This window comes from Acidovorax sp. GW821-FHT09B03 (assembly GCF_059418305.1).
Window position 1 is genome coordinate 218,034 of the sequence record NZ_JBWKPP010000004.1, and the last position, 26,741, is coordinate 244,774.

At 68.6% G+C, this 26,741-nt stretch carries 28 protein-coding genes and 1 riboswitch; of the genes, 20 read left to right on the top strand and 8 right to left on the bottom strand.

The window, feature by feature from the left end; genetic code table 11:
* Positions 1-85 precede the first annotated feature (85 nt).
* Positions 86-1,687 (top strand): methyl-accepting chemotaxis protein, encoded by a 1,602-nt coding sequence (locus tag AC07PA_RS10125; protein ID WP_145695271.1) that lies wholly within the window; start codon positions 86-88, stop codon positions 1,685-1,687.
* 23 nt (positions 1,688-1,710) lie between these two features.
* On the opposite strand, the gene AC07PA_RS10130 is transcribed toward AC07PA_RS10125, so the two are convergent.
* The 3 genes from AC07PA_RS10130 to AC07PA_RS10140 all read right to left on the bottom strand — a co-directional run bounded on the left by AC07PA_RS10130 (position 1,711) and on the right by AC07PA_RS10140 (position 4,275).
* The gene (locus AC07PA_RS10130) at positions 1,711-2,226 is read right to left on the bottom strand and encodes a 6,7-dimethyl-8-ribityllumazine synthase (protein ID WP_145695270.1); all 516 of its coding nucleotides are present in this window, start codon (positions 2,224-2,226) and stop codon (positions 1,711-1,713) included.
* A 181-nt stretch (positions 2,227-2,407) separates the two neighbouring features.
* Positions 2,408-2,603: riboswitch (FMN riboswitch) on the bottom strand.
* Positions 2,604-2,688: 85 nt separating this feature from the next.
* A complete protein-coding gene (locus AC07PA_RS10135) occupies positions 2,689-3,174 on the bottom strand; it encodes a hypothetical protein (protein WP_007855517.1) in 486 nt (161 codons plus the stop codon).
* 123 nt (positions 3,175-3,297) lie between these two features.
* Positions 3,298-4,275, bottom strand: a complete 978-nt coding sequence (locus AC07PA_RS10140) for a LysR family transcriptional regulator (protein ID WP_007855518.1) — start codon at positions 4,273-4,275, stop codon at positions 3,298-3,300.
* Positions 4,276-4,423: 148 nt separating this feature from the next.
* Here AC07PA_RS10140 and AC07PA_RS10145 point away from each other — a divergent pair, with 148 nt between their 5' ends.
* The 7 genes from AC07PA_RS10145 (at position 4,424) to AC07PA_RS10175 (ending at position 11,492) form a co-directional block, all read left to right on the top strand.
* A complete protein-coding gene (locus AC07PA_RS10145) occupies positions 4,424-5,434 on the top strand; it encodes a TRAP transporter substrate-binding protein (RefSeq protein ID WP_494605035.1) in 1,011 nt (336 codons plus the stop codon).
* Positions 5,435-5,510: 76 nt separating this feature from the next.
* A complete protein-coding gene (locus AC07PA_RS10150) occupies positions 5,511-7,292 on the top strand; it encodes an IlvD/Edd family dehydratase (RefSeq protein ID WP_494605037.1) in 1,782 nt (593 codons plus the stop codon).
* A 50-nt stretch (positions 7,293-7,342) separates the two neighbouring features.
* Positions 7,343-8,557: a fumarylacetoacetate hydrolase family protein gene (locus AC07PA_RS10155; RefSeq protein WP_494605039.1), complete on the top strand. Its 1,215-nt coding sequence runs from the start codon at positions 7,343-7,345 to the stop codon at positions 8,555-8,557.
* A 24-nt stretch (positions 8,558-8,581) separates the two neighbouring features.
* Positions 8,582-9,166, top strand: a complete 585-nt coding sequence (locus AC07PA_RS10160; RefSeq protein WP_007855522.1) for a TRAP transporter small permease — start codon at positions 8,582-8,584, stop codon at positions 9,164-9,166.
* Complete coding sequence (locus tag AC07PA_RS10165) at positions 9,163-10,443, top strand: TRAP transporter large permease subunit (protein ID WP_007855523.1); 1,281 nt, start codon at positions 9,163-9,165, stop codon at positions 10,441-10,443. The genes AC07PA_RS10160 and AC07PA_RS10165 overlap by 4 nt, the downstream gene beginning before the upstream one ends.
* A gap of 87 nt (positions 10,444-10,530) precedes the next feature.
* The gene (locus AC07PA_RS10170) at positions 10,531-10,851 is read left to right on the top strand and encodes a hypothetical protein (protein ID WP_494605042.1); all 321 of its coding nucleotides are present in this window, start codon (positions 10,531-10,533) and stop codon (positions 10,849-10,851) included.
* A 131-nt stretch (positions 10,852-10,982) separates the two neighbouring features.
* Positions 10,983-11,492, top strand: a complete 510-nt coding sequence (locus AC07PA_RS10175) for a low molecular weight protein tyrosine phosphatase family protein (RefSeq protein WP_494605044.1) — start codon at positions 10,983-10,985, stop codon at positions 11,490-11,492.
* Positions 11,493-11,517: 25 nt separating this feature from the next.
* Here the strand turns inward: AC07PA_RS10175 and AC07PA_RS10180 are convergent, their stop codons facing one another.
* Together AC07PA_RS10180 and AC07PA_RS10185 are read right to left on the bottom strand one after the other, a co-directional pair.
* Positions 11,518-12,453, bottom strand: a complete 936-nt coding sequence (locus AC07PA_RS10180) for a class I SAM-dependent methyltransferase (RefSeq protein ID WP_494605046.1) — start codon at positions 12,451-12,453, stop codon at positions 11,518-11,520.
* Positions 12,454-12,558: 105 nt separating this feature from the next.
* Positions 12,559-13,200, bottom strand: coding sequence for an NAD(P)-dependent oxidoreductase (locus tag AC07PA_RS10185; protein WP_007861379.1), 642 nt, complete (start codon positions 13,198-13,200; stop codon positions 12,559-12,561).
* A 120-nt stretch (positions 13,201-13,320) separates the two neighbouring features.
* On the opposite strand from AC07PA_RS10185, the gene AC07PA_RS10190 reads away from it, so the two are divergent.
* The 9 genes from AC07PA_RS10190 to AC07PA_RS10230 all read left to right on the top strand — a co-directional run bounded on the left by AC07PA_RS10190 (position 13,321) and on the right by AC07PA_RS10230 (position 20,941).
* The gene (locus AC07PA_RS10190) at positions 13,321-14,223 is read left to right on the top strand and encodes a LysR family transcriptional regulator (RefSeq protein ID WP_494605048.1); all 903 of its coding nucleotides are present in this window, start codon (positions 13,321-13,323) and stop codon (positions 14,221-14,223) included.
* Positions 14,224-14,347: 124 nt separating this feature from the next.
* Complete coding sequence (locus tag AC07PA_RS10195) at positions 14,348-14,749, top strand: hypothetical protein (RefSeq protein WP_007861387.1); 402 nt, start codon at positions 14,348-14,350, stop codon at positions 14,747-14,749.
* 183 nt (positions 14,750-14,932) lie between these two features.
* On the top strand, positions 14,933-15,793 hold the full coding sequence (locus AC07PA_RS10200; protein WP_494605051.1) for a LysR family transcriptional regulator: 861 nt from the start codon (positions 14,933-14,935) through the stop codon (positions 15,791-15,793).
* Positions 15,794-15,873: 80 nt separating this feature from the next.
* Positions 15,874-16,170 (top strand): antibiotic biosynthesis monooxygenase family protein, encoded by a 297-nt coding sequence (locus tag AC07PA_RS10205; RefSeq protein ID WP_145695261.1) that lies wholly within the window; start codon positions 15,874-15,876, stop codon positions 16,168-16,170.
* A gap of 232 nt (positions 16,171-16,402) precedes the next feature.
* Entirely contained in the window at positions 16,403-17,362 is a 960-nt protein-coding gene (locus tag AC07PA_RS10210; protein ID WP_007859746.1) for a chemotaxis protein, read from the top strand.
* 292 nt (positions 17,363-17,654) lie between these two features.
* Positions 17,655-18,179 (top strand): hypothetical protein, encoded by a 525-nt coding sequence (locus tag AC07PA_RS10215; protein ID WP_494605054.1) that lies wholly within the window; start codon positions 17,655-17,657, stop codon positions 18,177-18,179.
* Between the two features lie 30 nt (positions 18,180-18,209).
* A complete protein-coding gene (locus AC07PA_RS10220; RefSeq protein ID WP_494605056.1) occupies positions 18,210-18,998 on the top strand; it encodes a DUF4124 domain-containing protein in 789 nt (262 codons plus the stop codon).
* A 26-nt stretch (positions 18,999-19,024) separates the two neighbouring features.
* Positions 19,025-19,753, top strand: coding sequence for a DUF4124 domain-containing protein (locus tag AC07PA_RS10225; RefSeq protein WP_494605058.1), 729 nt, complete (start codon positions 19,025-19,027; stop codon positions 19,751-19,753).
* 189 nt (positions 19,754-19,942) lie between these two features.
* The gene (locus AC07PA_RS10230) at positions 19,943-20,941 is read left to right on the top strand and encodes a hypothetical protein (protein ID WP_494605060.1); all 999 of its coding nucleotides are present in this window, start codon (positions 19,943-19,945) and stop codon (positions 20,939-20,941) included.
* Positions 20,942-20,945: 4 nt separating this feature from the next.
* Here AC07PA_RS10230 and AC07PA_RS10235 read toward each other — a convergent pair whose 3' ends face one another.
* A complete protein-coding gene (locus AC07PA_RS10235) occupies positions 20,946-21,893 on the bottom strand; it encodes an SDR family oxidoreductase (protein ID WP_494605062.1) in 948 nt (315 codons plus the stop codon).
* 43 nt (positions 21,894-21,936) lie between these two features.
* Between AC07PA_RS10235 and AC07PA_RS10240 the strand changes: the two genes are divergently transcribed.
* Complete coding sequence (locus AC07PA_RS10240) at positions 21,937-22,998, top strand: CDP-6-deoxy-delta-3,4-glucoseen reductase (RefSeq protein WP_494605064.1); 1,062 nt, start codon at positions 21,937-21,939, stop codon at positions 22,996-22,998.
* A 59-nt stretch (positions 22,999-23,057) separates the two neighbouring features.
* Complete coding sequence (locus tag AC07PA_RS10245; RefSeq protein WP_494605066.1) at positions 23,058-24,041, top strand: Bug family tripartite tricarboxylate transporter substrate binding protein; 984 nt, start codon at positions 23,058-23,060, stop codon at positions 24,039-24,041.
* A 43-nt stretch (positions 24,042-24,084) separates the two neighbouring features.
* Here AC07PA_RS10245 and AC07PA_RS10250 read toward each other — a convergent pair whose 3' ends face one another.
* The gene (locus AC07PA_RS10250; protein WP_494605068.1) at positions 24,085-25,398 is read right to left on the bottom strand and encodes an aspartate aminotransferase family protein; all 1,314 of its coding nucleotides are present in this window, start codon (positions 25,396-25,398) and stop codon (positions 24,085-24,087) included.
* 119 nt (positions 25,399-25,517) lie between these two features.
* Here AC07PA_RS10250 and AC07PA_RS10255 point away from each other — a divergent pair, with 119 nt between their 5' ends.
* Positions 25,518-26,246: a TetR/AcrR family transcriptional regulator C-terminal domain-containing protein gene (locus AC07PA_RS10255; protein ID WP_494605274.1), complete on the top strand. Its 729-nt coding sequence runs from the start codon at positions 25,518-25,520 to the stop codon at positions 26,244-26,246.
* Here AC07PA_RS10255 and folK read toward each other — a convergent pair.
* Positions 26,243-26,737 (bottom strand): 2-amino-4-hydroxy-6-hydroxymethyldihydropteridine diphosphokinase, encoded by a 495-nt coding sequence (gene folK, locus AC07PA_RS10260; RefSeq protein ID WP_494605276.1) that lies wholly within the window; start codon positions 26,735-26,737, stop codon positions 26,243-26,245. The genes AC07PA_RS10255 and folK overlap by 4 nt on opposite strands.
* Positions 26,738-26,741: the final 4 nt, after the last annotated feature.

Here is a 26,741-nt window from a genome sequence, read left to right on the forward strand (position 1 = left end):
ATTTACAACGCCCATAATGCAGTGGAGTGCCCTGGCATCCCGACTGCCAGGCTGCGGTGATCTGTGGAATCCAAGGAGTCCCGTCATGAAGCTCAGCCTCAAGCTCCCCCTGGCCTTTACCGCGTCGCTGTTGCTGCTGTTTGCAGCCGCCATGTTCGGCATCAGCCGCCTGAACCAGGCCCTCGATACCTACCAGACCGCCGTAGCGCAAAGCTTCCAGCACGAACGCATGGCGTCGGATGTGCTCAATGGCTTCAAGGTGCAGGTGCAGGAATGGAAGAACGTGCTGATCCGCGGCAAGGACCCGGCCCAGCTCACGCGCTACTGGGCTGCCTTTGAAAAGCAGGAAAAGTCGGTCAGCGACCAGGCGCAGAAGCTGCTGGCCGCCCTGCCCCCGGGCGAGGGACGCGAGCACGTGGCCAAGTTCGTGCAGGCGCACGAGCGCATGGGTGCGGCCTACCGCAAGGGTTTCGAGGCCTTCAAGGCCGCCGGGCAGGACGTGGAAGCCGGCGACAAGGCCGTGCAGGGCATGGACCGCGAACCCTCCCAGTTGCTTGACCAGGCGGGCGAGCTGATCGGCAAGGCCAGCACCGGTGTGGCCGACCACGCGGCCGCCACCGCGCAGCGCGCCACCACCATCAGCCTCGCAGTGATGCTGGTGGTGTGCGCTTTGGGCATCGGCGGCGCCATCATGTTCAGCCGCACCGTGACGCAGCCGCTGGGCAATGCCGTTCTGGTGTCTCAGGCCGTGGCGGGCGGCGACCTCACGGTGGCCACCGAGGTGCGCGGCCGGGACGAGATCGCCCAGTTGCTCAACGCCCTGCATGCCATGCAGGGCAGCCTGTCCAGCGTGGTGAGCAATGTGCGCACCAATGCCGACAGCGTGGCCCTGGCCAGTGCCGAGATCGCCCAGGGCAACAACGACCTGTCGGCCCGCACCGAGCAGCAGGCCAGTGCGCTCGAAGAGACCTCAGCCTCGATGGAAGAACTGAACTCCACCGTGCAGGCCAATGCCGACAACGCCCGCCAGGCCAACCAGCTGGCGCTCAATGCCTCCACCGTGGCCGTGCAGGGCGGTGACGTGGTGTCCGAGGTGGTGAAGACCATGAAGGGCATCAACGACAGCAGCAAGAAGATCTCCGACATCATCAGCGTGATCGACGGCATTGCGTTCCAGACCAACATCCTGGCGCTGAACGCGGCGGTGGAAGCCGCCCGGGCCGGAGAGCAAGGCCGCGGCTTTGCCGTGGTGGCCAGCGAGGTGCGCAGCCTGGCCGGTCGCAGTGCCGAAGCGGCCAAGGAGATCAAGAGCCTGATCCACGCCAGCGTGGAGCGGGTCGAGCTGGGCACGACCCTGGTCGACAAGGCGGGGGCCACCATGACCGAGGTGGTGGCATCGATCCGCCGCGTGACGGACATCGTGGGCGAGATCAGTGCGGCCAGCAATGAGCAGAGCCTGGGCGTGTCGCAGGTGGGCGAGGCCATCACGCAGATGGACCAGGCCACGCAACAGAACGCGGCCCTCGTGGAGGAAAGCGCGGCTGCGGCCGACAGCCTCAAGGTGCAGGCCCAGCAACTGGTGCAGGCCGTGGCGGTGTTTCGCCTGCACCCGGGTGCAGGCCAGGCCCAGGGCAGCGGGGCCCAGATCGCGCCCTCGCAGCGGATCCCCAGGCTGGCAGCAGGCTGAGGAGCGGACTGCCTACCCGTTCATCAATCCCCGTGCGCTGGCTCCAGCGCGCGCAGATGGGCCATGGTGGCCAGGCAGGCCTGGGCCACTTCCGTGCCCTTCTTCACGAAGTGCTCGCGGAAGAAGCGCACATGCTCTTCGTGCTCATGGAAGTCGCGCGGCGTGAGCACGGCGCTCATCACCGGCACTTCGGTGTCGAGCTGCACGCGCATCAGGCCGTCGATGACGGCCGTGGTCACGAACTCGTGGCGGTAGATGCCGCCGTTGACCACCAGGGCGCAGGCCACGATGGCGTCATAGCGCCCGCTTTGCGCGAGTTTCTTGGCCAGAAGCGGGATCTCGAAGGCGCCGGGCACGTCGAAATGCTCGACCTGGCCCGCAGGCAGGCCATTGCGGCCGAATTCCGCCACGGCCGCATCGCGGGCCTGGTGAACGATGTCCCGGTGCCAGCTGGCGCATATCACCGCGACGCGTTCGCCGCGAGGGGCGCCGCTGCCGGCAATGGCCGTGACTGCATGGGGAGGGAGAGGCTGATTCATGGATTTTCTCGTACGAAAGAAAAGGATTACCAGAATCAGGGCGCGCGCGAACAAGGCGTCTGCACACGGCATGGCGCACGCGCGGGCCCGCACCTGCAGCACCCGCCGACCCGAAGGCCGGCCGCACCGAAGCGGCAATGCATCCACGCGGGCGCCCACACCGGCGGCAGGGCCCATGGCTTCGCGATCTCTTTCATCCGGACTGTGACCGTCGGCTCTGGCATCGCACCAGATCTGCTGACCCCGCCGCTCCTGGCATGCATCCGAAGACACCAGCCAGTTGCTGCAGGCGCTCGCGGGCTCCTGCACTGCCCTGGATGGCCCAAGACTGCACAGATACCGCCGGTGGGGAATTGCACCCCGCCCTGAGAACGCTGCCGGACTGAAAGAATTCGAGCCCGGCGGAATTATTCTAGGGCAAACCCTGAGATCGTGCAGTCACCTGCAAGACCAGCAACATGGTCAGCGCGGCTTTTCGAAACCGCCCTCGACCCAGGCCGTGGCAGTCGCCACGGTGAGTTTGAAGCCGGGCGACACGGGCACGCGCGCGATCTCCTCGCCCAGTTCGTCCTGGGCGCTCAGCGTCGCCGTGGCGCCCTCCTCGTCGGGCACGATGGCCAGCGCCACGCGCAGGCGCTGGCCCTGCGCCGTGGTGATGGCGAGGTTCTTGTTGAGCTGGGCGTGCAACTGCTGCTCGTGGCGGCGCAGCACTTCGCTGGCCGTCTTCACCAGGGTGTTGAACGCCGAGACGTCGAGCGGCTTGGGGTTCTTCTTGTCGCGCCCCATGGTCCAGGGCCCCACCAGCGCCGGCTCGGCCTCGCCGTGCAGGGTCATGGACACGGCCCAGCCATCGTCGTCCTCGTTCTTGATGACGCGCGCCATCCAGCGCTCGTCGCTCCACAGGCGCGCTTCGTTGATGGGTTCGGGGATGTCCTGATCGTCTGGCATGGGGGAGTTCCCGCAAGGATTCAATGGGAGAAAGGGCGCAGAGCATACTGGCCGGCAGCCGCGTCCATTTTCGAATAACCTTTTGTTATCGATGGAGCGCCTGGGGCACTGCAGGCGGCTCGCTCACGGTGCAGCCTCGGTGGGCGGGGCCGCCACTGCGCGCAGCACGTCGATGAACGCCTGCGCGGCCGGCGTGGGCGACTCGCCCAGCCGCGTGATGAGGCCGTAGTCCGGCATGCGGTCCGGCAGTTCCACCGGGATGCGCGCCAGCAGCCCCTTGTGGATGTAGCGTTCCACCAGGGCCGAAGGCTGCAGCGAGAGCATGTCGGTGGCCTGCATCATCTCCAGCGCGAACAGGAAGGAAGGGGTCTCGACCACGCCCGAGGCGAGGGCCAGCCCGTTGCGCCCGAAGATGTCGTCGGACACCTTGCGCAAGGCCGTGGAAGCGGGGTAGAGAATCCAGGGCCAGTGGGACAGCTCCGCCATGCCCAGGTCGCGCGCGCCGCGCAGCGGGTGGTGCACGCCCGCCACCACCTGCAGCGGCTCGCTGGACAGGCGCTCGTACTGGAACTGCGTTCTCTGCGCATCGTCGGTGAAGCGCCCGATCATGAGGTCGATCTTGCGCTCTTCCAGCCAGGCGACGAGCTGGTCGCTGCTCTGCTCCAGCACCTTGAGCACCAGCAGCGGGCGCAGCCGCTGTATCTCGGCCACGGAGGCGATCAGCACGTGCGCGGCGGACCCCGTGATGGCGCCTATCGTGAGGTGGCCATGCCCGCCTTGCTTGAGCGCATTGAACTCCTCGACGAATTTGCGGTGCCCGGCCAGCGAGGACGCGGCATAGCGCAAGGTGAAAAGGCCCAGCTCGTTGGGCCGCATGCCGCGCGAGAGACGCTCGAACAGGCGGGACTCCAGGATCTCCTCGATGTCCATCAGGATCTTGGTGGCCGCCGGCTGGGTGATGTGCATCTGCTCGGCCGTCAGGCGCAGGTTGCGTGTCTGGCCCAGGATGTCCAGAAACTGCAGGTGCCGAAAGCGCAGCCGCGCGCAGGCCTGGGCCATGGACAGGGGCTTGCCCGGGAACGGACCTGAAGTCATAAGCATTTGGAATGGATGCTAGCAAAAAAGTGAGTGGACCCGGGCAGGCCCAAAACCTAATCTCTGCCCTGCGTCCAGGAGGGTCCGCCAGAGACCTGAAGGTGCCGATGGGCCATCCCATCGTGTCCAAGCCATTCCATATTTGGAGACATTCATGAAGTTCACAACATTGGCCCTGGCGGCCACGCTCATGGCCGCCCTGGCCGCCCCGGTATCTGCGCAGACCAAGGAACACGTGTTCAAGGTCGGCATCGGCCTGAACGACGACCACCCCCAGGCACTGGCCGTCAAGCACTTTGCCGAGCAGTTGTCGGCCAAGAGCGGCGGCAAGCTGGTGGCCAGGATGTATGCCAGCGGCTCGCTGGGCAACGATGTGACCATGACCTCGGCGCTGCGCGGCGGCACCCTGGAGATGACGGTGCCCGACAGCTCGACCCTGATGTCGCTGATCAAGCCCTTCGGCGTGCTGAACCTGCCACTGACCTTCAACAACGAGCAGGAGGCCGATGCCGTGCTCGATGGCCCCTTCGGCCAGAAGCTGCTGGCCAAGCTGCCGGAAAAAGGCCTGGTGGGCCTGGGGTTCTGGGAGAACGGCTTTCGCCACGTCACCAATTCGCGCCGGGCTATCACCAAGGCCGACGACCTGGCCGGCCTGAAGCTGCGCGTGATCCAGAGCCCGCTGTTCCTGGACACCTTCAACGCCCTGGGCGCCAATGCCACGCCCATGCCCTTCACCGAGCTGTATTCGGCGATGGAGCAGGCCGCCGTGGACGGCCAGGAGAACCCGCCTGCCACCATCCTGTCGAGCAAGTTCTACGAGGTGCAAAAGCACCTGGTGCTGTCGCGCCACATGTACAGCGCCTGGGTGCTGCTGATCTCCAAGAAGGCCTGGGACGGCCTCTCGGCCCAGGAGCAGAAGATCATGCAGGAGGCCGCGCGCGAGGCCACCCTGTTCGAACGCAAGACCATCCGCGCCTTCGGCGACAAGGCCCTGGGCGAGCTCAAGAAGGCGGGCATGCAGGTGACCGAGCTGCCCCCGGCCGAGCAGGCCCGCATGCGCGCCAAGCTGCAGCCGGTGCTGGCCAAGTACGGCAAGGAGTTCGGTGAAGAGACCACCGGCGAGCTGAACGCCGAGCTGGCCAAGGTGCGCGGCACCGCCAAGTGATCCGGTCCCGGCCGGCGCGGGCACTGCCGCGCGCCGGCGCGAAGCCTCTCCTGTCTTTCCCCTTTCAAGCCACGCCATGCACAAGACACCCCGCCGCCCGTTCCGGTCGCGCGAATGGTTCGCCGACCCCGCGCGCTCGGACATGACCGCGCTGTACCTCGAACGCTTCATGAACTACGGGCTCACGCCCGAGGAACTGCGCTCGGGCCGCCCCATCATCGGCATTGCCCAGACCGGCAGCGACCTGTCGCCCTGCAACCGCATCCATGTGGACCTGGCGCGGCGCGTGCGCGACGGCATCCGCGATGCCGGCGGCATTCCGATGGAATTCCCGGTGCACCCGATCTTCGAGAACTGCCGCCGCCCCACCGCCGCGCTGGACCGCAACCTGGCCTACCTGGGCCTGGTCGAGATCCTGTATGGCTACCCCATCGATGCCGTGGTGCTGACCACGGGCTGCGACAAGACCACGCCGGCCGGGATCATGGCGGCCTCGACCGTGGACATCCCGGCCATCGTGCTCTCGGGCGGCCCCATGCTGGACGGCTGGCACGACGGCGAGCTCGTGGGCTCGGGCACCGTGATCTGGCGCAGCCGCCGCCAATTGGCAGCGGGCGAGATCGGCGAGGAGGAATTCCTGCAGCGTGCCTGCAGCAGCGCGCCCTCCGCGGGCCATTGCAACACCATGGGCACAGCCTCCACCATGAACGCGGTGGCCGAGGCCCTGGGCCTGTCGTTGCCGGGCTGTGCCGCCATCCCCGCGCCCTACCGCGAACGCGGCCAGATGGCGTACGAGACCGGGCGGCGCATCGTCGAGATGGCCTTCGAGGACCTGCGGCCCTCGCGCATCCTCAGCCGCGACAGCTTTCTCAACGCCCTGTCGGTGGTCAGCGTGGCCGGCGGATCGAGCAATGCGCAGGTGCACATCATGGCCATGGCGCGGCATGCCGGCGTGGACCTGCGGGCCGAGGACTGGACCGAACACGCCTACGACCTGCCGCTGCTGCTCAACATGCAGCCGGCCGGCAAGTTCCTGGGCGAGCGCTTCTTTCGCGCCGGGGGCGTGCCGGCACTGATGTGGGAGCTGCAGCAGGCCGGGCGCCTGCGCGGCGATTGCCTGAGCGTGACCGGCAAGACCGTGGCCGAGAACCTGCAGGGCCGCGAGACGCGCGACCGCGAGGTGATCTTCCCCTTCGAGGCGCCCCTGATGCACAAGGCCGGCTTCCTGGTGCTCCGGGGCAATCTGTTCGACTTCGGGATCATGAAGACTTCGGTGATTTCCGAGGCCTTTCGCCAGTGCTACCTGAGCCGGCCCGGGGCCGAAGGTGTCTTCGAGGCCCGCGCCGTGGTGTTCGATGGCGCCGACGACTACCACGCACGCATCAACGACCCGGCGCTGGGCATCGACGAGGGCTGCATCCTGGTGATGCGCGGCGCCGGCCCCATCGGCTGGCCGGGTTCGGCCGAGGTGGTCAACATGCAGCCGCCCGACGCCCTGATCCGCCGCGGCATCACCACCCTGCCGACCCTGGGGGATGGACGCCAGTCGGGCACGGCCGACAGCCCCTCGATCCTCAACGCCTCGCCCGAAAGCGCGGTGGGTGGCGGCCTGTCATGGCTGCAGAGCGGCGACACCCTGCGCATCGATCTGGCGGCCGGCCGCTGCGATGCGCTGGTGGCGCCCGAAGAGATCGCACGGCGCCGCCGCGAACTGCCGCCGCCCCCGGTGCCCCGCAGCCAGTCCCCCTGGGAGGCGCTGTACCGCGAGAAGACCGGGCAATTGGTCGACGGCGCCACGCTGGACTTTGCCCTCGACTACCGCCGCATTGCCGAGAACACGCCGCGCCACAACCACTGACCAGCCCAGGGGCTGGTTGGCACCGATCTCGAATTTTCAAGGACTGACCGATGAGTGACACAACAGCGGCCGCCGTGGCCGGTGCGGCGACGCACGCCCATACCCTGCCCGATGACGGCCTGGCCGGCACCCTGGTGGGCCGCGCCTGGACGCCGGGCCGCCCCCCCGGCCCTGCCGTGGTGGCATTGCGCGCCGATGGCGTCTACGACCTGAGCGGTCGCTACCCCACCATGAGCACCCTGCTGGACATGCCCAACCCCGCCGAGGCAGCACGGACCACCCCGGGCCAGTACCTGTGCAGCGTGCCCGACCTGCTGGCCAACAGCCAGCCCGGCCTGCGCGATACCGCACGCCCCTGGCTGCTGGCGCCCTGCGACCTGCAGGTGGTGAAGGCCGCGGGCGTGACCTTTGCGGCCAGCCTGATCGAACGCGTGATCGAAGAGCAGGCGCGGGGCGACGCCAGCCGCGCGCAAGGCCTGCGCAGCCAGGTGGTCGGCCTGATCGGCGACAGCCTGGCCGACATCCGGCCGGGCTCGGACCAGGCCATGGCCCTGAAGGCCCTGCTGCAGCAAAAAGGCCTGTGGTCCCAGTACCTCGAAGTGGGCATAGGACCCGACGCCGAGATCTTCACCAAGGCACCGGTGCTGGCCTCGGTGGGCACGGGCGAGGACATCGGCATCCGCGCCGACTCGGCCTGGAACAACCCCGAACCCGAAGTGGTGCTGGCGGTGAACAGCCGCGGAGACATCGTGGGCGCCAGCCTGGGCAACGACGTCAACCTGCGCGACATCGAAGGCCGCAGCGCGCTGTTGCTGGGCAAGGCCAAGGACAACAACGCCTCGTGCGCCATCGGTCCGTTCATCCGCCTGTTCGATGCCAGCTTCGGCCTGGACCAGGTGCGCAGCGAGACCGTGCACCTGCGCGTGGAGGGTCTGGACGGCTTCACGTTGCGCGGCATCAACACCATGGCCAGCATCAGCCGCGACCCGGCCGATCTGGTGGCCCAGACCCTGGCCGCGCACCAGTACCCCGATGGCTTCATGCTGTTCCTGGGCACCCTGTTCGCCCCCATCGAGGACCGTGACCAGCCCGGCGGCGGCTTTACCCACCGACTGGGCGACAAGGTCACCATCCACAGCGCCTGGCTCGGTGCCCTGCACAACACCGTGACCCACAGCGAGACGGCCCCGCCGTGGCGCTTCGGGATCAGGGCCTTCATCGCCAACCTGGCGGCGCGCGGCCTGCTGAACCCAACGCAGCTCTGAAGCACGGCCAACAAGGAGCCAAGCATGCTCGACACCTTCATCGACCGCTACGTGCGGGCCATCAACCTGCTCATCGCGCTGGCGCTTGCCGTGATGGTGGTGCTGGTCTTCGGCAACGTGGTGCTGCGCTACGTTTTCAACTCCGGCATCACGGTCAGCGAAGAGCTCTCGCGCTGGCTGTTCATCTGGATCACCTTCCTGGGCGCTGTGGCGGCCCTCAAGGAGAACGCCCACCTGGGCACGGACATGCTCGTGTCCCGGCTGCCCGTCAAGGGCAAGAAAGTCTGCATGGTGCTCGGGCAGGTGCTGATGCTCTACCTCACCTGGCTCTTCCTTGTCGGAAGTTGGAAGCAGATGGTGATCAACTGGGACGTGGAGGCACCGGTCACCGGAGCCTCGATGGCCTTCTTCTATGCCTCTGGCGTGGTGTTCTCCGTATGCGCCGGCTTCCTGCTGGTGCTGCAGTTGCTGCGGGTACTGACCGGCAAGGTCCGCGAGGACGACCTGGTGATGGTCAAGGAATCCGAAGAACAGGCGGAGCTGGAGGCCCTGCAGGCCGAACTCGCACGCGAGAACGCTGCCAACCACAAGCCAGGGGCAAGAGCATGACCGTGCTGATTTTTCTCGGCGGCCTGATCGGCGCCATGGCCCTGGGCATCCCCATCGCCTACGCGCTGCTGGCGGCGGGCGTCGGGCTGATGTGGCAGCTCGACCTGTTCGATGCCCAGATCCTGGCGCAGAACTTCATCAACGGCGCGGACAGCTTTCCGCTGCTGGCCGTGCCCTTTTTCATGCTGGCCGGCGAGATCATGAACGTGGGCGGCCTGTCGCAGCGCATCGTGAACTTCGCACTGGCCCTGGTGGGGCACGTCAAGGGCGGCCTCGGGTATGTGGTGATCCTGGCGGCGTGCCTGCTGTCCTCGCTGTCGGGCTCGGCCGTGGCCGACGCTGCGGCCTTGACGGCGCTGCTGCTGCCCATGATGGTCAAGGCCGGGCACAAGAAGGAGGTGTCGGGCGGGCTGATCGCGGCCTCGGGCGTCATCGGCCCCATCATCCCGCCGAGCATCGGCTTCGTGATCTTCGGTGTGGCGGCTAATGTGTCGATCAGCAAGCTGTTCATTGCCGGCATTGTTCCCGGCATCATGATCGGCATGGGCCTGGCGGTCACCTGGTGGTGGGTGGGGCGCAAGGAGGCCCTCGCCCTGCCCGAAAAGAAGAGCGCGGCCGAGATCTGGCGCGCGGCCCGCGAATCGGTCTGGGCCCTGACGCTGCCGGTGTTCATCCTGGTGGGCCTGCGCATGGGGGTCTTCACGCCGACCGAGGCCGCCGTGGTGGCGGCCGTGTACTCGCTGTTCGTCGCCAGCGTGATCTACCGCGAGCTGCCGCTGTCCGCCCTGCTGCCGATCTTCACCACCGCCGCCAAGACCACCGCCGTGGTGATGTTCCTCGTGGCGGCGGCCATGGTGTCGTCCTGGCTGATCACGGTGGCCAACCTGCCGGCCCAGATGGTCGAGCTGCTCAAGCCCTTCATGGGCAACCAGACCCTGCTGCTGATCGCGATCATGGTGCTGGTGATGCTGGTGGGCACCGCGATGGACATGACGCCCACCATCCTGATCCTGACGCCGGTGCTGATGCCCGTGATCAAGGCGGCAGGGATCGACCCGGTCTACTTCGGCGTGCTGTTCATCATCAACAACTCGATCGGCCTGGTCACCCCGCCGGTGGGCACCATCCTGAACGTGGTGGCCGGCGTGGGACGCATGAAGATGGACGAGGTCACGCGCGGCGTGCTGCCCTTCATGGCCGCCGAGTTCGCCGTGATGTTCATCATGGTGCTGTTTCCGCAAACGGTGCTGGCGCCGCTGCGCTGGCTTACGGGCTAGAGCTTGCCAGAATTTTCTGGATACGGGCCGGCTTTTGGCTTGCAATCTCTTCTCCTGCCGCCACCAACCTCAAAGGAGAGATGCGCCATGCCCGATTTCCACATGCCCCTGTCCGGCCCCGTGAACCAGGCCTTCCAGTACTGGACCAAGATGACGATGGGCCAGGTGGGCCTGATCAACATCAACATGGGCAAATCCTCGGACCCCGAACTCGAGCAGAAGATCATCGAGGACGTGGGGAGCTACGGGCGCCAGATAGGACAGTTGAGCGATGCGCTGCTGGCCGTGCTGCAGCACATGAAGACCGAGTCCTGGGACGCGGACTCGCGGGAGGCTGTGGAGGCCTTTCGGCAGCAGGTGAAGGAAGTGGCAAAGCTCAAGGAGCGCCACCAACGCGCCGGCCAATGATCCCAGGCCCCTGCCAAGGCACTGGCGCCGCGTCCGGCCTGGAAGCGTGTTGCAAGCGCAGGACACCCGGCTTGGAAGCACACCGCAGTGGCGCTACAGTCGGTTGATGATTCCACTTCGCCCCCTTCTGCATGCCCCCTGACCCCCAGCGCGACCAGGACTGGAAGCTCCGCTACCGCCAGGCCGTGCAACGCGCACGGGCCCCAAACCCCAGCCAGGCAGCCACCGCTGGCGAACCGCTGCCGCTCAAGCCGCCGAGAGACCACTCGGGCCAGTCCAGGCTCCAAGCCGAACAACGGCTCCAGGTACTGTTCGTCTGCAGCCGCAACCAGTGGCGCAGCCCCACCGCCGAAAAAGTCTGGCGCAACCATCCCCTGCTGTCCGTGCGGTCTGCGGGCACCAGCCCCAACGCACGGCACCCGGTGTCCGAACGGGACTTGCAGTGGGCCCAGGCCATCTTCGTGATGGAAGAAAAGCACAAGTCCCGGCTCCTGGCAGAGTTCGGCAGCGTCCTTGCGGACAAGCCCATCCACGTGCTCGACATCCCCGACGAGTACCAGTACATGGACCCGGATCTGGTGGCAGAACTGGAGCGCTCGGTCGGTGCCATTCTGGGAATCGATGGCGACACCACGCCTTGAACACTCCCACGTGAGCGGCGGCTGATCAGTCCGCCATGCGATAGGCCAGCACCTTGAGCGAGCGCTCCTCCGACACATCGGCGAACACGGCCGGATTGGCCACGCGCTCGACAAACTCCAGCTGTGGCGCGATTTCGCGCATCTGGTCCTGCAAAAAGGCCGTGTCCAGTTCGGGCGCGTTCAGGCACAGCAGCGCATGGCCGCCCGGGATCAGCAGGTCGGGCAGGCGGCGCATCAGGCGCGCGTAGTCCTTGGTGGCGACGAAACTGCCGCGCTGGAAACTCGGCGGGTCCACGATCACCAGGCCATAGGGCCCGCCGCGCGTGATCTTGCCCCAGGTGGAAAAGATGTCGTGCGCGAGGAAGCTCGCGCCCGTGGTGAGGCCGTTGAGCTGGTGGTTCTGCTGGCCGATGGCGATGGCGCCCTGGGCCATGTCCACGTTGACCACCTGCTTGGCGCCGGCCTGCAGGGCCACCACCGAGAAGGCGCAGGTGTAGGCGAACAGGTTGAGCACCTTGAGGCCATAGCGGTCGGTGCTGCGCGCGGCGGCGTAGTCGCGCACCCAGCGGCGGCCCTCGGCCATGTCGAGGAACAGGCCATGGTTCTGGCCGCGGGCCACGTGCACGCGAAAGCGCGCGCCCTGCTCGGTCACCACATGCGGGTCGGGCACGCTGCCGGCCATCAGCCGGGTCTCGCTGCGGCCCTCGTGCCGGGTCTGGAAGACCCAGTTCAGCGGCTCGCCCGGGTGCAACTGCTCCCAGCGCGCGGCCAGGGCGGCACCGATGGTGGCCAGGTCCTCCTCGGCCACGGGCTGGAAGCTGGTGAGCACCCATACGGGCGGGAAGACGTCCAGCACCCAGTGCTCGCAGCCCGGGTACAGGCCGCCGCGGCCATGGAACACGCGCTGGGCGTCGGTGGGCAGGGGGGCCATCGTGGCGATGGCGTTCAACAGGGCTTGCATCAGGAGGAAGGGGGCAACACGGAGCAGGGAGTGTATGCACTGCGCACAATGCAAAACGCCCGGCGATGCCGGGCGTGTGCCTTTCAGCCCCCTGGCCGAAGGCGATCAGCTCGCCACGGTGAAGCGCTGCTGCACGTGGCGCGGGTTCTCCAACTCGTCGGCGATGGCCACGGCCAGGTCGGCCACACTGATGCCGCCGGGGGCTTCACCGTTCATCAGCGGTGCATCGGTGCCCAGGCGGTACTGGCCGGTGCGCTCACCGGGGGCCAGCAGGATGGGGGGCGAGAGGAAGGTCCAGTCCAGCGAGGTTTCGCTGCGGATCAGGTTCAGTGCCTCGCGGGCGGCCAGGGCGCCCGGCTTGTACTCGGCGGGGAAGTTGGGCGTATCCACCAGTTGCACGCCGGGCGCCACGTACAGGCTGCCCGCGCCGCCCACCACCAGCAGGCGCTTGACGCCCGCCTGCTTCACGCCCGCATAGATGGCACGCGTGCCGACGAGGAACTGGTCGTGGATGTCGGGCACGGTCCAGCCGGGGTTGTAGGCGTTGACCACGGCGTCCTGGCCGGCCACGGCCTGGGCCACCTGGGCGGCGTCCTGCGCATCGGCCTGCACCACGGTGAGGCCTTCGCGGGCGGCGATCTTGCCGGGGTTGCGGGCCAGGGCGGTCACCTGGTGCTGGCGGCGCAGCAGTTCTTCGAGCACGGCCGAGCCGACAAAGCCGGTGGCGCCGATCAGGGCGATTTTCATAGGATTCTCCGTTGGTTGAAGCGATGGAGTGAGAATAGGGGCTTGTCAAAGAGCCCGGTAGAGGCCTGAAAATGCCTTCTGCTTGAAGCTCAGCTTCACAATCAACCCCCAAGGCACTTCATGGACGACCTGAAACGCATGGCCGTATTCGCCGCCGTGGTGCAGCACGGCTCGATGAGCGGGGCGGCGCGCGCCCTGGGCATGAGCACCTCGGCCGTGAGCCAGCAGGTGCGCAAGCTCGAAAGCGATGGCGGCGTGACCCTGCTGCACCGCTCCACGCGCCAGCTGGCGCTGACCGAGGCCGGCCAGCGCTACCACGCGCGCTGCGCGGCCATGTGGGCAGCGGCCGAGCAAGCGCGGGCCGAACTGGCGGCCTCGCGCGATGCACCGAGCGGCGAACTGCGCCTGTCGGCCACGGTGGGCTTTGCCCGGCACATCGCACCGGCACTGGGTGACATGCTGGCGGCCCACCCGGCGCTGCGCCTGCGCCTGTTGGTGGACGACGCGCCCATCGACCTCATCAACGCCCGCATCGACCTGGCCGTGCGCTTTGGCCGGCTGCAGGATTCGAGCTGGGCGGCACGGCGCCTGTGCGCGATGAATGTCTACCTCTGCGCCTCGGCCGACTGGGTGGCGCGCCATGGCCTGCCCCAGCACCCCGACGCCCTGCTCTCGCACGCCTGGCTGGGCCTGGTGCGCGATGGCGAGGGCATGTTCGCCGAGCTGCGCAACCACCACGGCGAGGCGCGCGCGCTGCGCATGGAGCCGCGCATCGCCAGCAACAACCAGCTCTCGCTGCAGCAGATGTGCGAAGCCGGGCTGGGCGTGGCCATGCTGGGCAGCAGCGACGTGCACGATGCACTGCAATCGGGCCGCCTGGCGCGCCTGCTGCCGCAGTGGGATCTGGGCACGCTCGACGTCTGGGCCGTGACGCCTCAGCGCGACGCGCAGCCCGCCAAGGTGCGCCAGGCGATTGCGGCGCTGCACAGCTACCTGCGCCAGGTCCCCGGCATGCTGGATTGAGCCCCGCAGCGGCCCCTGGACATCCATCGGTTTTTTATCGCCACGGGCCATAAATTCCATCGTTGTGCGGGCGCAGTGGCCTGCCTACAGTCGCGGCTTCTTTCTTCCCCCAAGGAGCCTTGCCATGACGACGAACCCCGCCACCCCCACCTACCCCATCGACCAGGTGATCGCCGCCTTTGCGCGCGGCGACGTGCCTACCCTGCTGGCCCAGGTGGCCGACGACGTGGACCTGCGCATCGACCATTACCGCGACGGCGCCGACACCAGCTGGCAGGTGGCCGGCGACAAGCAGGGCCTGATCACCCTGCTGCAGCGCCTGGCGGTGGAGGTGTTTCCCCGGGGCACGCAGATCCTGCACACCCACAGCCAGCCGCTGGGCAACGACTGGGTGCTCACGCAGTTCCACCAGCGCTTCTTTTATGCGGTACAACAGCGGGAGGTGGAAAGCCTGACCTGGATCGTGAGCCACTCACGGGATGGCCAGGTGGACTACTTCCGCGAAAACGTCACCACCATCGCATGAGACAACAACCCCCTGAGTCGCTTCGCGCCTTCCCCCTTCTCTCGAATGGCTGCGCCATTCGGGAAGGGGGACACCGCCAGCGCGGCGGGGCGGCCCTTGCGCGGCGGTCGCTGGCCCAGGCCGCGCTCGTTCGACGCATGGCGACCAAGTACAACGCCGTGGGAAGCAGAGCCTTCCGCCAGCATGCTGTTTGACCTGCGCGCGCTCGGTTACTTCGTGGCCGCCTACGAGGAACGCTCGGTGACGGCGGCCGCGCGGCGCTGCTTCGTGGCGCAGCCGTCCATCAGCATGGCCATCAAGGGGCTGGAGGATGCGCTCGACGCGGTGCTGTTCGAGCGCAGCCGCAGCGGCCTGGCGCCCACGCCCGAGGGCCACCGCCTGTACCCGCGCGCCTGCAGCCTGCTGGCGGACGCGAGCGCCATGGTGCGCGACTTCCGCGAGGCGCCGCGCGAGACCCTGCGCATCTTCCTGCAGGACACCCTGCTCGTGGGCCCGGCCGCGCCGCTGCTGGCGCAGCTGGAGCAGCACCTGCCCCACGCCCTGGTCCGCCTGACCGCCAGTGCCGAGGACTCCCGGCTGCGTCTGGTGGCCGGGCATTGCAAGGCACCCGGCGACACCTTCTTTCCCCTGTGGAGCGAACCCTATGTGATGCTGGTACCCGGCCAGCACCCGCTGCGCTTCAGGAAGCGCTTTGGCGTGGCCGACCTCAAGGGCCTGCCGCTGATCGAATGGCCCCACTGCCCGCTGCACCAGTCCTTCATCCGCCTGCTGGCCGAGCGGGGCATTGCGCTCACGGTGCGCGCCAGCGCCGAGCGCGAGGAACTGCTGCTGCACATGGTCGATGCCGGCATCGGCCTGGCGGTGGTGCCGCAATCGCACGCCGCCCATGCGCGCCACGCGGTGGTACGGCCGCTGGACGGAGCGCTGGCCTTCGATCGGCACATGGGCCTGGCCTGCGACGCCTCGGACGCCCCCATGCTGGCGCTGCTGGGGGTGATCGCGGCAGGGGCGGCGGCACCGGCCGCGCTCTCGAGCGCGGCCTAGAAAACCTGGACCCAGGGCAGGCCAGCGGGGAGTCTGGGGTACAACCGGGGCTGCACCCACCACCCCCAACAGACCGTCCCATGATCCTGGAAATCGCCCAACTCACCATCCGCCCCGGCCAGGCCAGTGCCTTCGAGCAGGCCTTTGCCCAGGCCCGGCGCATCATCGCCTCGATGCCGGGCTACCAGTCGCACGAACTGCAGCGCTGCATCGAGCGCCCGGACGACTATGTGCTGCTGGTGCGCTGGAACACCCTGGAGGACCACGAGGTGGGCTTTCGCCAATCGCCGCAGTACCAGGAATGGAAGGCGCTGCTGCACCATTTCTATGACCCTTTTCCCACCGTGCTGCACTATGGACCGGTGGCAGGCCTGTAGCAAAATGTCCAGGGCACTCCCTGGGCACCAAGGGCCCGTGCGCAGCGTTTCGCCGATATGTAACAGCAACAACAGCAGGCCGGCACGGAACATGCACCTGCAGTGTCTCGGCGCCGCGACGTTGGGGGGTGGGCAGACCCCATTCGGGTACGCCCTGACAATTTAACGTGCTGCGCACACCGTTCTGATCCTAGAATTTGTAAACGCGCGTATCAGCGCAAAGGACATTCCCATGAAAGCAGTGCAGCAGGACATCGACGAGCGGACCAACCTCACCAGCACCAACAAGTTCGAGCTGCTGCTGTTCCGCCTGGGCACCGACAACGCGCTGGGCAAGTCCGAGCTGTTCGGCATCAACGTGTTCAAGATCCGCGAGATCGTGGCCATGCCCAGCATCACGCCCATTGCCGGCACCACGGCGCATTCGCTGGGCGTGGTCAACCTGCGCGGCCAGGTGATTCCCGTGCTGGACCTTCCCTCCATCGTGGGTTGCAAGCCCCAGACCGGCCTGAACATCATGCTGGTGACGGAATACGCACGCACCACGCAGGCCTTCGCCGTGGAATCGGTGGAAGACATCGTGCGCCTGGACTGGAAGCAGGTGCTCTCGGCCGAAACCAGCGGTGCCAAGGGCAAGCTGGTGACCAGCATTGCCCGCCTGGATGGCAACACCGACGAGTCGCGCCTGGCCCAGGTGCTGGACGTGGAGGCCATCCTGCAGATGGTCTCGCCCTCGGACGGCCACGAGGTCACCGAGGAGAAGGTGGGCGCCAAGCTCAAGCTCAAGCCCGGCAGCATCATCCTGGCGGCCGACGATTCCTTCGTGGCGCGCTCGCTCATCGAGCAGGAGCTCAAGGCCCTGAACGCCCCCTACGAGATGGTCAAGTCGGGCAAGGAAGCCTGGGACCGGCTGAACGCGATCGCCCGGAGTGCAGAGGCCGAAGGCAAGACGGTGCTGGACCGCGTGGCCATGGTGCTGACCGACCTGGAAATGCCCGAGATGGACGGTTTCACGCTGACCCGCAACATCAAGCAGGACGCGCGCTTCCACGGACTGCCGGTGGTGATCCATTCCTCGCTGTCGGGCTCGGCCAACGAAGACCACGTGCGCAGCGTGGGCGCCGATGGCTACGTGGCCAAGTTCGTGGCCGAAGACCTGGCGGAGACCATCCGCCGCGTGCTGCCCAAGTAAGAAAACAGCCCGTTGCCGGGCCGTTGCGCTGCTGCGGCGGCGCAACCAGCGGCAACGCGGGCCTTGGGGCGTGAACGATGTCACGCACCTACCCGGCCAGTGGCATTTGGCCTACCCGCAAGGGCTATCGCGGCACGCCTGTCTGCGGCAAACTGGCGTCCGGTCAACCAAATGCGGGGCTCAAACGTCAAGTTGCAAGCGGCCTGGCGGATGTAACACCATCGTGGTGTTGTTTTCCGGGCCTTTACCTGCAACGCGGAACGCGCCCCGTGCGCCGGGAGTCTGAATCCATATGACAAATACCATCGCCCGCGTTCTCTCCGCTACGGTCCTGGGCGCCGTGCTGACCGGCTGTGCCACGGTACCGGGTGACCCGTACTACGCACCCGCCCCCACCTACTACCCGCCGAGCTCGTCGACGATCATCTACGATTCGCCGCCGGTCTACCATTCGCCGCAGCCCGTGTACGTGGCGCCGCCGCCGGCGTACTACGGCAACCGCCGCGACGAGCGCGACTGGGCGCGCGAGCGGGAACGTGAGCGCGCTCAGCAGCAATGGCGCGAACAGGCCGAGCGTGAACGCCGCGATCGGGACCGTGATCGCGACCGCGACAACGCCCGCCGCGACCAGGAGCGCCGCAACCAGGCTGACCAGGACCGCCGCAACCAGGCCGAGCAGGCACGCCGCGACCAGATCGAGCGCGACCGGCGCGCAGCCGCAGAGCGGTCGCGTGGCGACAACCGCCAGTACGGCCCCGGCCCGGCACCCACCGACTGGCGTGCCCGCCAGCAATCGAACAGCAAGGAACAGCCCTGAGCAATGGCTGGCTGCTCCGCAGGACGAGAGATGATCCTGGCCCGCCACCTTGTACTTGGCCTTTGCACGGCCTGGCTGTGCCTGGGCGCTCAGGCCCAGGTGACGCGCTGTACCGATGCGCGCACCGGCAAAGTCGCCTACACCGACGGCACATGCAACAGTGGCGAGGCCACACACGCCGTCACGATACGCCCAGCGCCTGAAGAGGTACTGCGGCAGCGGCTTGACGCCGAAGCGCTGGAGCGCAGTCGGCAACGACTGCAGGCGGACAGTGGTAACGCGCCATCCGATGCGCAGCGCGCGGCGGACCTCCAGCGTGCACTCGCCGACTATGCCCCGCGGCAGTATGACTATGCCCGTTCGCCCGGGTGCGCAGGCTCCCGCGGTGCCTACGACCTGCTGCGCATCCAGCAGGACCATCGTTCCACGCGGGAATATGGCCCGCTCAAGGAAGCCGCCCAGCAGCGCATGGACATGGATTGCATGGGCCCGGAGGCCTATGCCGAACGCGAGCGCCAGCGCGAGCAGGACCGGCGCGACAAGGAGTACCGGGAGGCTGCCCTGCGCCGGGAGAACGACTTGCGCGACCAGATGGAGCGCGACCACCGTTACCACCAGGAGCGCGAACGGGACAAGGAACGGCAGCGCGAGCGCGATCGGGAGCAGGCCCAGCGCGAGCAGGCGCACCGCGAACGCCTGGAGCGCGAGCGCGACAACCGTGCGGCCGCAGACCGCAGGCGCAACGAAAGCCGGCCGGTCCAGTCCGGCCTCAGCCAGGCTTCGACCGGCTGGCGCGGCAGCATGCGATCCAACCCCTGAACACTGGCCCCAGCTTGCGAGACACCATGGCCTGCATCCTCCGCCCCGCCCTCTACGGCCTGTTCTTGGCAGGCCTGTGCCTGGGCGCGCAGGCCCAGGTCATCCGCTGTACCGATGCGCGCACCGGCAAGGTGACGTACACCGACGGGGCCTGCAGCAGCGGCGAGGCGACCCGTGAAGTGGAGCCCCGCCGCACGCCCGAAGAGATCCTGCTCGACCGGCAGCTTTCCGCCGAGGCGCTGGAGCGCAAGCAGCAGCGGCTACAGGCAGAGAACGATGCGGCCCAGGCCGAGGCCCGGCGTGCCGAGGATCGCAACCGTGCGCGCGCCGCCAACGCCCCGCTGCCGCAGGACTATGCACGCTCGCCCGAGTGCGCGCGCTCACGCCGCAACTACGACATGCTGGCTGGCGAGGGCCCACGCTCCACGCAGGAGCAAGGGCAGCGCCTGGAGGCCGCCCAGCGGCAAATGGACCTCGATTGCCTGGGACCCCAAGGCTATGCCGAGGTCGAACGCGCCCGCGCCGCGCAACCGCGCGTGGTGGTGGTGCCACCACGCTACGGCCCTGGCTACCCGCCCGCGGTGTTTCCCCAGCCCTTCCCCACCACACCCCAGCCGCAGCCTCCGCGACTCACGCAGTGCTCGGACTACCGCTGCACCGACAACCAGGGCAACACCTACCCACGCAACGGCCCCGGGCGCTTCCCGGGCCCCGGCGGGATCTGCAGATCCAACGGCGGACAGGCTCCCTGCTGAGGCCTGCCGGGAAGCCCGGCCCTGCGCTGTTCCCCCTCTGTTCCCCCTCCTCCCAGGCACGCCCGCCGCACGGCACTGCGCGGCCCCTGGCACCCACCCAAATACCGCAGGCGCTGGCGTCAACCGCCCGGCCCCATCGCGCGTCTAGAGCGAACACCGCCGTCGTTTGGCGGTTGCCCAAGGAGCTCCATGACCCCTTTGCCCGTGCGCCTGGCATGCCTGTCCCTGATCGCTGCGGCGTTGGCCGCCTGCGCCCCGCGCGGCACCTACCCGGCACATCCCCTCGCCCTGCAGTACGCCCGTCTGGCCAGCCAGCCCTCTCCCGTACAGCCGCTGCCAACCCCGGCGGCTCTACCCGGCCCTGCCGCTGCACCCGTGCAGGATTCGACGGTGGCGTCGCCCCTGCCTCCCACCACGGCCTCGGTGGGTGCGCACCGCCCATCGGGCCTGCCTGGTCTGCAGCACGTCGACCTGGCCAGCTACCCCTCGCCCATTCCACCCGGGTCCGCCGCGGCGGGAGCTGCCCCGAAAGCGGCGCCATCCAAGGCGGCTGCCCCGCCGCCCGCGACCGTTCGGCCCCACCCCGGCAGCACGCCGCCTGCGATCATCCGCCCCACCTATGCGGAGGCCATGGACCGCATGCGCCGCATCGAAGAAGACGCGCGGCGCGACAGCGAATGGCGCCTGGAGGCCATGGCGCGCGAGATGGAGCGCGACCGCCAGGAACGCGAACGCCAGCGCGAGCAGGACCAGCGGGACCAGGAGTACCGCGAAGCGGCCCTGCGCGACCAGATGGAACGCGACCGCCGCTACCACCAGGAACGTGAGTCGGCACGGGAAAGGGAACGGGAGCGGGAGCGCGACCGGCAACGTGAAGAGGCCCGCCGCGACCAGGAGCGGCACGACCATGCACGCAACCGCGAGCAGGCACAGCGGGACCAGGCGCAGCGCGACCAGGCCGACCGCGAGCGCCGTGAACGGGATCGCGACAACGCCCGGCGCGACCAGGAACGCCGCGACCAGCAAGCGGAACGGGAACGCGAGCAGGCGCGGCGTGACCAGATGGAGCGCGACCGCCGCGCTGCCGCCGACCGGGCCCGCAACGAGCGCCCGGTGCAGTATGGTCCCGGCCCGGCCCCCACCGACTGGCGTGCGCGCCAGCAGTCGAACAGCCTGGAAAGGCCCTGAGAACCTAAGTGCGCAGGCCCTCGGCCACCGTGGGGTAGCGCAGCCGCAGGCCCAGCTCCTGCAGCATGCGCCGGTTGTCCAGCCGGCGCGACTCGCTCATGAAGCTCAGCAGCACGACCGGCAACTGGGCCTGCGCCGTGCTGCGCGGCAGGCGCGGCGGACGCGGCAGGCCATACAGGTCGGCCGCCAGGTCGAAATAGTCGCCCATCTTGATGTGGCTTGCGTCGCACACGTTGTAGATGCGCTGCGCGCGCCCCTTCCACAGCGCACGCAGGCAGGCACGGGCCAGGTCGTCGGCATGGATGTGGTTGGTGTAGACATCGTCCTCGGCCACCAGCACCGGCGTGCCCTTGCGCAGCCGCGTCTCGGGCGTGCCGCCCTCGCGGTCGGGCGCATAGATGCCGGGAATGCGCAGGATGCTGGCGCGCACGCCCGTGCGCCCCAGGTGGCGCACGGCGCGCTCGGCATTCACGCGGCGCTGCGCACGCGGGGTGGCGGGCGCCAGGGCCCGGGTCTCGGGCACCAGGGCGCCCTGGCAGTCGCCATACACGCCGCTGGTGGAGGCATACACCAGCGAGGCCGGCTGGCTGCGCAGGCGCAGCGCGCGCGCCAGCGCCACGGTGCGCGGGTCGCGCCACCAGGCGTCGCCGCCGGCGCCTTCGCCGGGGGGCGGCGCCAGGTGCATGACCCGCGTGGCCACGCCCGACAGGCGCCGCAGGGTGGCGCCGTCGTCGAGGTTGCCCACCAGCGGTGTGATGCCGCGCGCACGCAGGCCGTCCACACGTGCCGGACTGGAGGTGAGTGCCAGCACGCGCAGGCGCGGTGCCGCCGTACCGTGCGCCTGCAACTGGCGCACCACGCGTTGGCCAACGTCACCGCAGCCCACGATCAGCAAGCGTTCACGGCGAAAGCGCGCCGGCAGGGCGCCGAGGGGGTTTTGGTTTGAGGGCAAAATCGGGTCCGCGAAGAAGATACGTCCCAAGGATACCCACAACATGACCAGCGCCGAGGCGGCCCCCACGTCCACGTTCCAGATTTCCGTGCAGCCCAGCGGCCGCGCCTTTGCCGCACAGGGCGATGAATCCATCCTGTCCGCTGCCATTCGCAGCGGCGTCGGCCTGCCCTACGGCTGCAAGGATGGCGCCTGCGGCTCCTGCAAGTGCAAGAAGTTGAGCGGCGCGGTGTTCCACGCCAACCACCAGTCCAAGGCCCTAACGGCCGACGAGGAGGCCGCCGGCTTCGTGCTGACCTGCTGCGCCAAGCCCCTGTCCGACGTGGTGCTCGAATCGCGCCAGGTCACGGACGAGAGCGCCTACCCGGTCAAGAAGATGCCGGTGCGCGTGTCCACCCTGACGAAGAAGTCGCACGACGTGATGCAGGTGCGCCTGCAGTTGCCCGCGGCCGACACCTTCCGCTACCACGCGGGGCAGTACATCGAGTTCATCCTGCGCGACGGCGCGCGCCGCGCCTACTCCATGGCCAATGCGCCGCACACCCAGGGCGAGGCCCCGGGAGTGGAGCTGCACATCCGCCACATGGCGGGCGGGCGCTTCACCGACCACGTGTTCGGCGCCATGAAGGAAAAGGAGATCCTGCGCGTGGAGGGGCCGTTCGGCAGCTTCTTCCTGCGCGAGGACTCGGACAAGCCCATCGTGCTGCTCGCCTCGGGCACGGGCTTTGCGCCCACCAAGGCGCTGATCGAGCACCTGCAGTTCAAGGGCAGCACGCGGCCTACGGTGCTCTACTGGGGCGGGCGCCGCCCGCAGGACCTGTACATGGCCGACTGGGTACAGCAGCGCCTGGCCGAGATGCCGAACCTGACCTACGTGCCCGTGGTCTCCGACGCCCAGCCCGAAGACGGCTGGACCGGCCGCACAGGCTTTGTGCACCAGGCCGTGATGGACGATTTTGCCGATCTCTCGGGCCACCAGGTCTATGCCTGCGGTGCGCCCATCGTGGTCGAATCGGCACGCGACGCCTACAGCGCCCAGCGCGGCCTGCCGCCCGAGGAGTTCTTTGCCGATGCCTTCACCTCCGAGGCCGACAAGCACGGCTGACACGGCAGCCAAGACCACCCTTTCTGGAGTGGACACTCCATTTTTTGCACAATGGCGCCATGAACCGCAGAAATCTCACCACCCTTCTCGCCAGCGCTGCCGTCATGGCCGCTGCCCTTCCCCTCGCTGCGATGGCCCAGGATTCGGGCCAGCCGATCCGCCTGATCGTGCCCTATGCACCAGGCGGCCCCATCGACGTGACGGCGCGTGCATTGGCCGAGCGGGTGCGCGATTCGCTGGGCACGGTGATCATCGACAACAAGGGCGGCGCCGGCGGCAACATCGGTGCCGATGCGATCGCCAAGGCGGCGCCGGACGGCCTGACCATCGGCATCTCGGCCACCGCCACGCACGCCGTGAACCCCTGGCTGTACAGCCGCATGCCCTACGACGCGGCCAAGGACTTCGCGGCCATCACGCAGATGGTGCGCGTGCCCAACGTGCTGGTGATCAACGCCGCCAAGGCCGAGCAGCTCAAGATCAACAACCTGGCGGACCTGATCGCCTACGCCAAGGCCAACCCCGCCAAGCTCAACTACGGCAGCGGCGGCAACGGCAGCGCCGGCCACCTGGCGGGCGAGATGTTCAAGCAGCGCGCCGGCATCTTCGCGCTGCACATCCCCTACCGCGGCGCCAACCCCGCCCAGCTGGCCCTGCTGGCCGGCGAGGTGGACTTCAACATCGACAACCTGGCCGCCGCAGCCCCCAACATCCGCGCCGGCAAGCTCAAGGCCCTGGCCGTGACCTCGCTGGCCGCCAGCCCCAACCTGCCGGGCGTTCCCCCGCTGTCGGACACCTTCAAGGGCTTCTCCATCGACACCTGGTGGGGCCTGGTGGCGCCTGCGGCCACGCCCAAGCCGGTGATCGACAAGCTGAACAAGGCCTTCGTCGCGGCGCTTAATTCGCCCGAAACCAAGACCCGCTTCGGCCTGCTGCTGGCCGAGCCGGTGGCGACCACGCCCGCGCAGTTCGAGACCTTCATGGCCAGCGAGCGCGCCAAGTACCAGCAGGTCGTCAAGGCCTCGGGTGCGAAGGTCGACTGATTCCCGGCGTCTCTGTCCCAAGGGCCCCTTCGGGGGCCCTTTTTCATGCCCGGGCCGGCAGCACGGCGCGGTGGCGCACCACCACGGCCTCCAGCGCGGCCACCAGGGCATCGCATTCGGCATCGCCCACCGGCAGGGACAACGCGATCAGCCCGCGCCGCGCCATGAACACGCCTTCTTCCAGCAGGCCGAAGAACACCAGGTCCTTGGCGCGCCCGTCGGTGCCCTGCAGATCGGCGGGGGAGCGCACCGGCGCAGCCGTGGCGTGCAGGGTCATGAGCGATCCGGTGCCGGTGAAGGCCATGTCCACACCATGGCGCTCCAGCACGGCGTTGAAACGCGCGCGCAGCTGCTCGCCGCGCTCATTGAGCGCCTGCACCACCTCGGCGGTCAGCACCTGGATCAGCCCGGCATGGCCGGCGGCCATGGTGAGCACGTTGTTGTTGAAGGTGCCGGCGTGGGCCAGCGCATCGGGGCGGCGCGGGTCGAAGCGCTGCATCACGTCGCGGCGCCCGCCGAACACCCCGAACGACATGCCCCCACCCAGGTACTTGCCGGCGGTGGTGAGGTCTGGGCGGATGGACAACAGCGCCTGCCGGCCACCGAAGGACAGGCGCGAGGTCATCACCTCGTCGAACACCAGCAGCGCGCCGCATTCGTCGGCCAGGGTGCGCAGCGCCTGCAGGAAGGCCGGCTCGCCGGGGATGCAGCCGCCGGCCCCGAGCATGGGCTCGACCAGGATGGCGGCGATGTCCGGCCCGTGCGCGGCCACAAGCGCGCGCACGCTGTCGGCATCGTTGTAGCGCGCCAGCACGAAATCGTGCGGCACGTTCATCGGCGAGCCGCCGCCCGCGAAGGTGAGCACGCCGCCGTGGTAGGCGCCATCGAACACGACCACCTTGCTGCGCCCCGTGTGCGCCTTGGCGGCGGCCAGGGCCAGCAGGTTGGCCTCGGTGCCCGAGTTGGCAAAGCGCAGCAGCTCCATGGACGGAAAGCGCCGCTGTATCTCGTGCGCCAGCAGGCCTTCACGCGCCGTGTGGGACGAGAGGTTGATGCCGCCGCGCAGTGCTTCTTCGATGGCTGCGAGCACCACCGGGTGCGAGTGGCCGTAGAGCCCCGCCGTGAACTCGCCCAGCGCGTCGATGTATTCGTGGCCATCGGCATCCCACACCCTGCAGCCCGCGCCGCGCGCCATGCTCAGCGGGAAGGGGCCGTGGAACAGCACGCTGCGGGTGTTGCCGCCGGGCAGCGCCGTTTCGGCCTCGGCCAGCAGGGCAGCGCTGCGCGGGTTGCGTGCACGGTAGTTCTCCACGGCCTGGAACAGGGCGTGGTCCAAGGGTGCGGGGGTGGCGTTCATGCGATTTCCTGTACGGTGTACAAGAAATTATGGATCCGCGATGCCGATCTGGCAAGCGGTGCATTCGGCGCCACCGGATGCCCGACAATCCGCCAACAACTGCCTTCGCCCCCTTGCCGATGCCCCGCGCCCGCACCACCCCCCCCGTAGCCCCCGACACCGCAGCCGCCGCGCCCCTGTCGCGCGAGAGTGTGCTGGCAGCCGCGCTGGCACTCATCGACCAGCGGGGGGTGGAGGGTTTCAGCGTGCGCGACCTGGCCCGGTCGCTGGGCGTGTACCCCACGGCGCTGTACTGGCATGTGCCCGGGGGCCGCAATGCGCTGATCGCCGGTGCGGTTACGGCCGCCGTGGGTGGGCTGGAACCACCCGCCCCCAACAGCGACTGGCAGGCAGAGCTGCGCGCGCTGTTCGCGCGCTACCGGCTGGCCGTGCACCGGCACCCGCGCATCGCCCCGGTGCTGGGTGCGCAGCTGGTCTCCAACGCCAGCCTGGACCCGCTGCTGCTGGACCGCATCCTGGCGCTGCTCGAATCGGCCGGTTTCACGGACCAGGGCCTGTTCGATGCCTACAACGTGGTGATTGCCGCCATGGTCAGCTTCGTGACCCTGGAGCTGGCGCCGCAGCCCGACGACGACCCCGACGGCTGGGCCGCAGGCCACCAGCAGCGCCTGGCGCAGGTCGACGGCGCGACCTGCCCGACCCTGGCCAGGCACCTGCCGCAGATGGCCAACCGGGCCTTCGTGGTGCGCTGGAGCAGCGGCAGCACGCACCCGCTGGATGCGGGCTTCGAGGCCTGGACGGAGGTGGTGGTGCTGGGGCTGGCCGCGCGGCTGCCCCGCAATGTTTAGCGGCTGGCGCCTGCCACTGGCCAGAGCAGGGTGTCTGTGCGCTCGATGCGCTGGTCGGCAACGGCCGCCAGCTGGCTTGGCGCAACGCGCGCAGGCGCCAGTTCGGACAGCGGCAGCAATACGAAGGCACGCTCGTCCATGCGCGGGTGTGGCACGGTGAGGGTGGGGGTGGCGATGGCCTCGTCGCCGTAGAGCAGGATGTCCAGGTCCAGCGTGCGCGGCGCATTGCGGTACGGGCGCTCGCGGCCCGCGGCCGCCTCGATGGCCTGCAGGGCCTGCAGCAGGGCCGTGGGCGACAGCCCGGTGGCCAGCTCGGCCACGGCGTTCAGGTAGTCGGGGCCGTCGGCATCCACGGGCGCGCTGCGGTACAGCGAGGAGACCTGGCGCACTGCTGTCTGCGGCAGGGCGGCCAGGGAGGCCAGCGCCTGCTGCAGCGCGGCGCCCCGGTCACCGAGGTTGGCGCCCAGGCCGATGAAGGCCGCGACAGCCATGCCG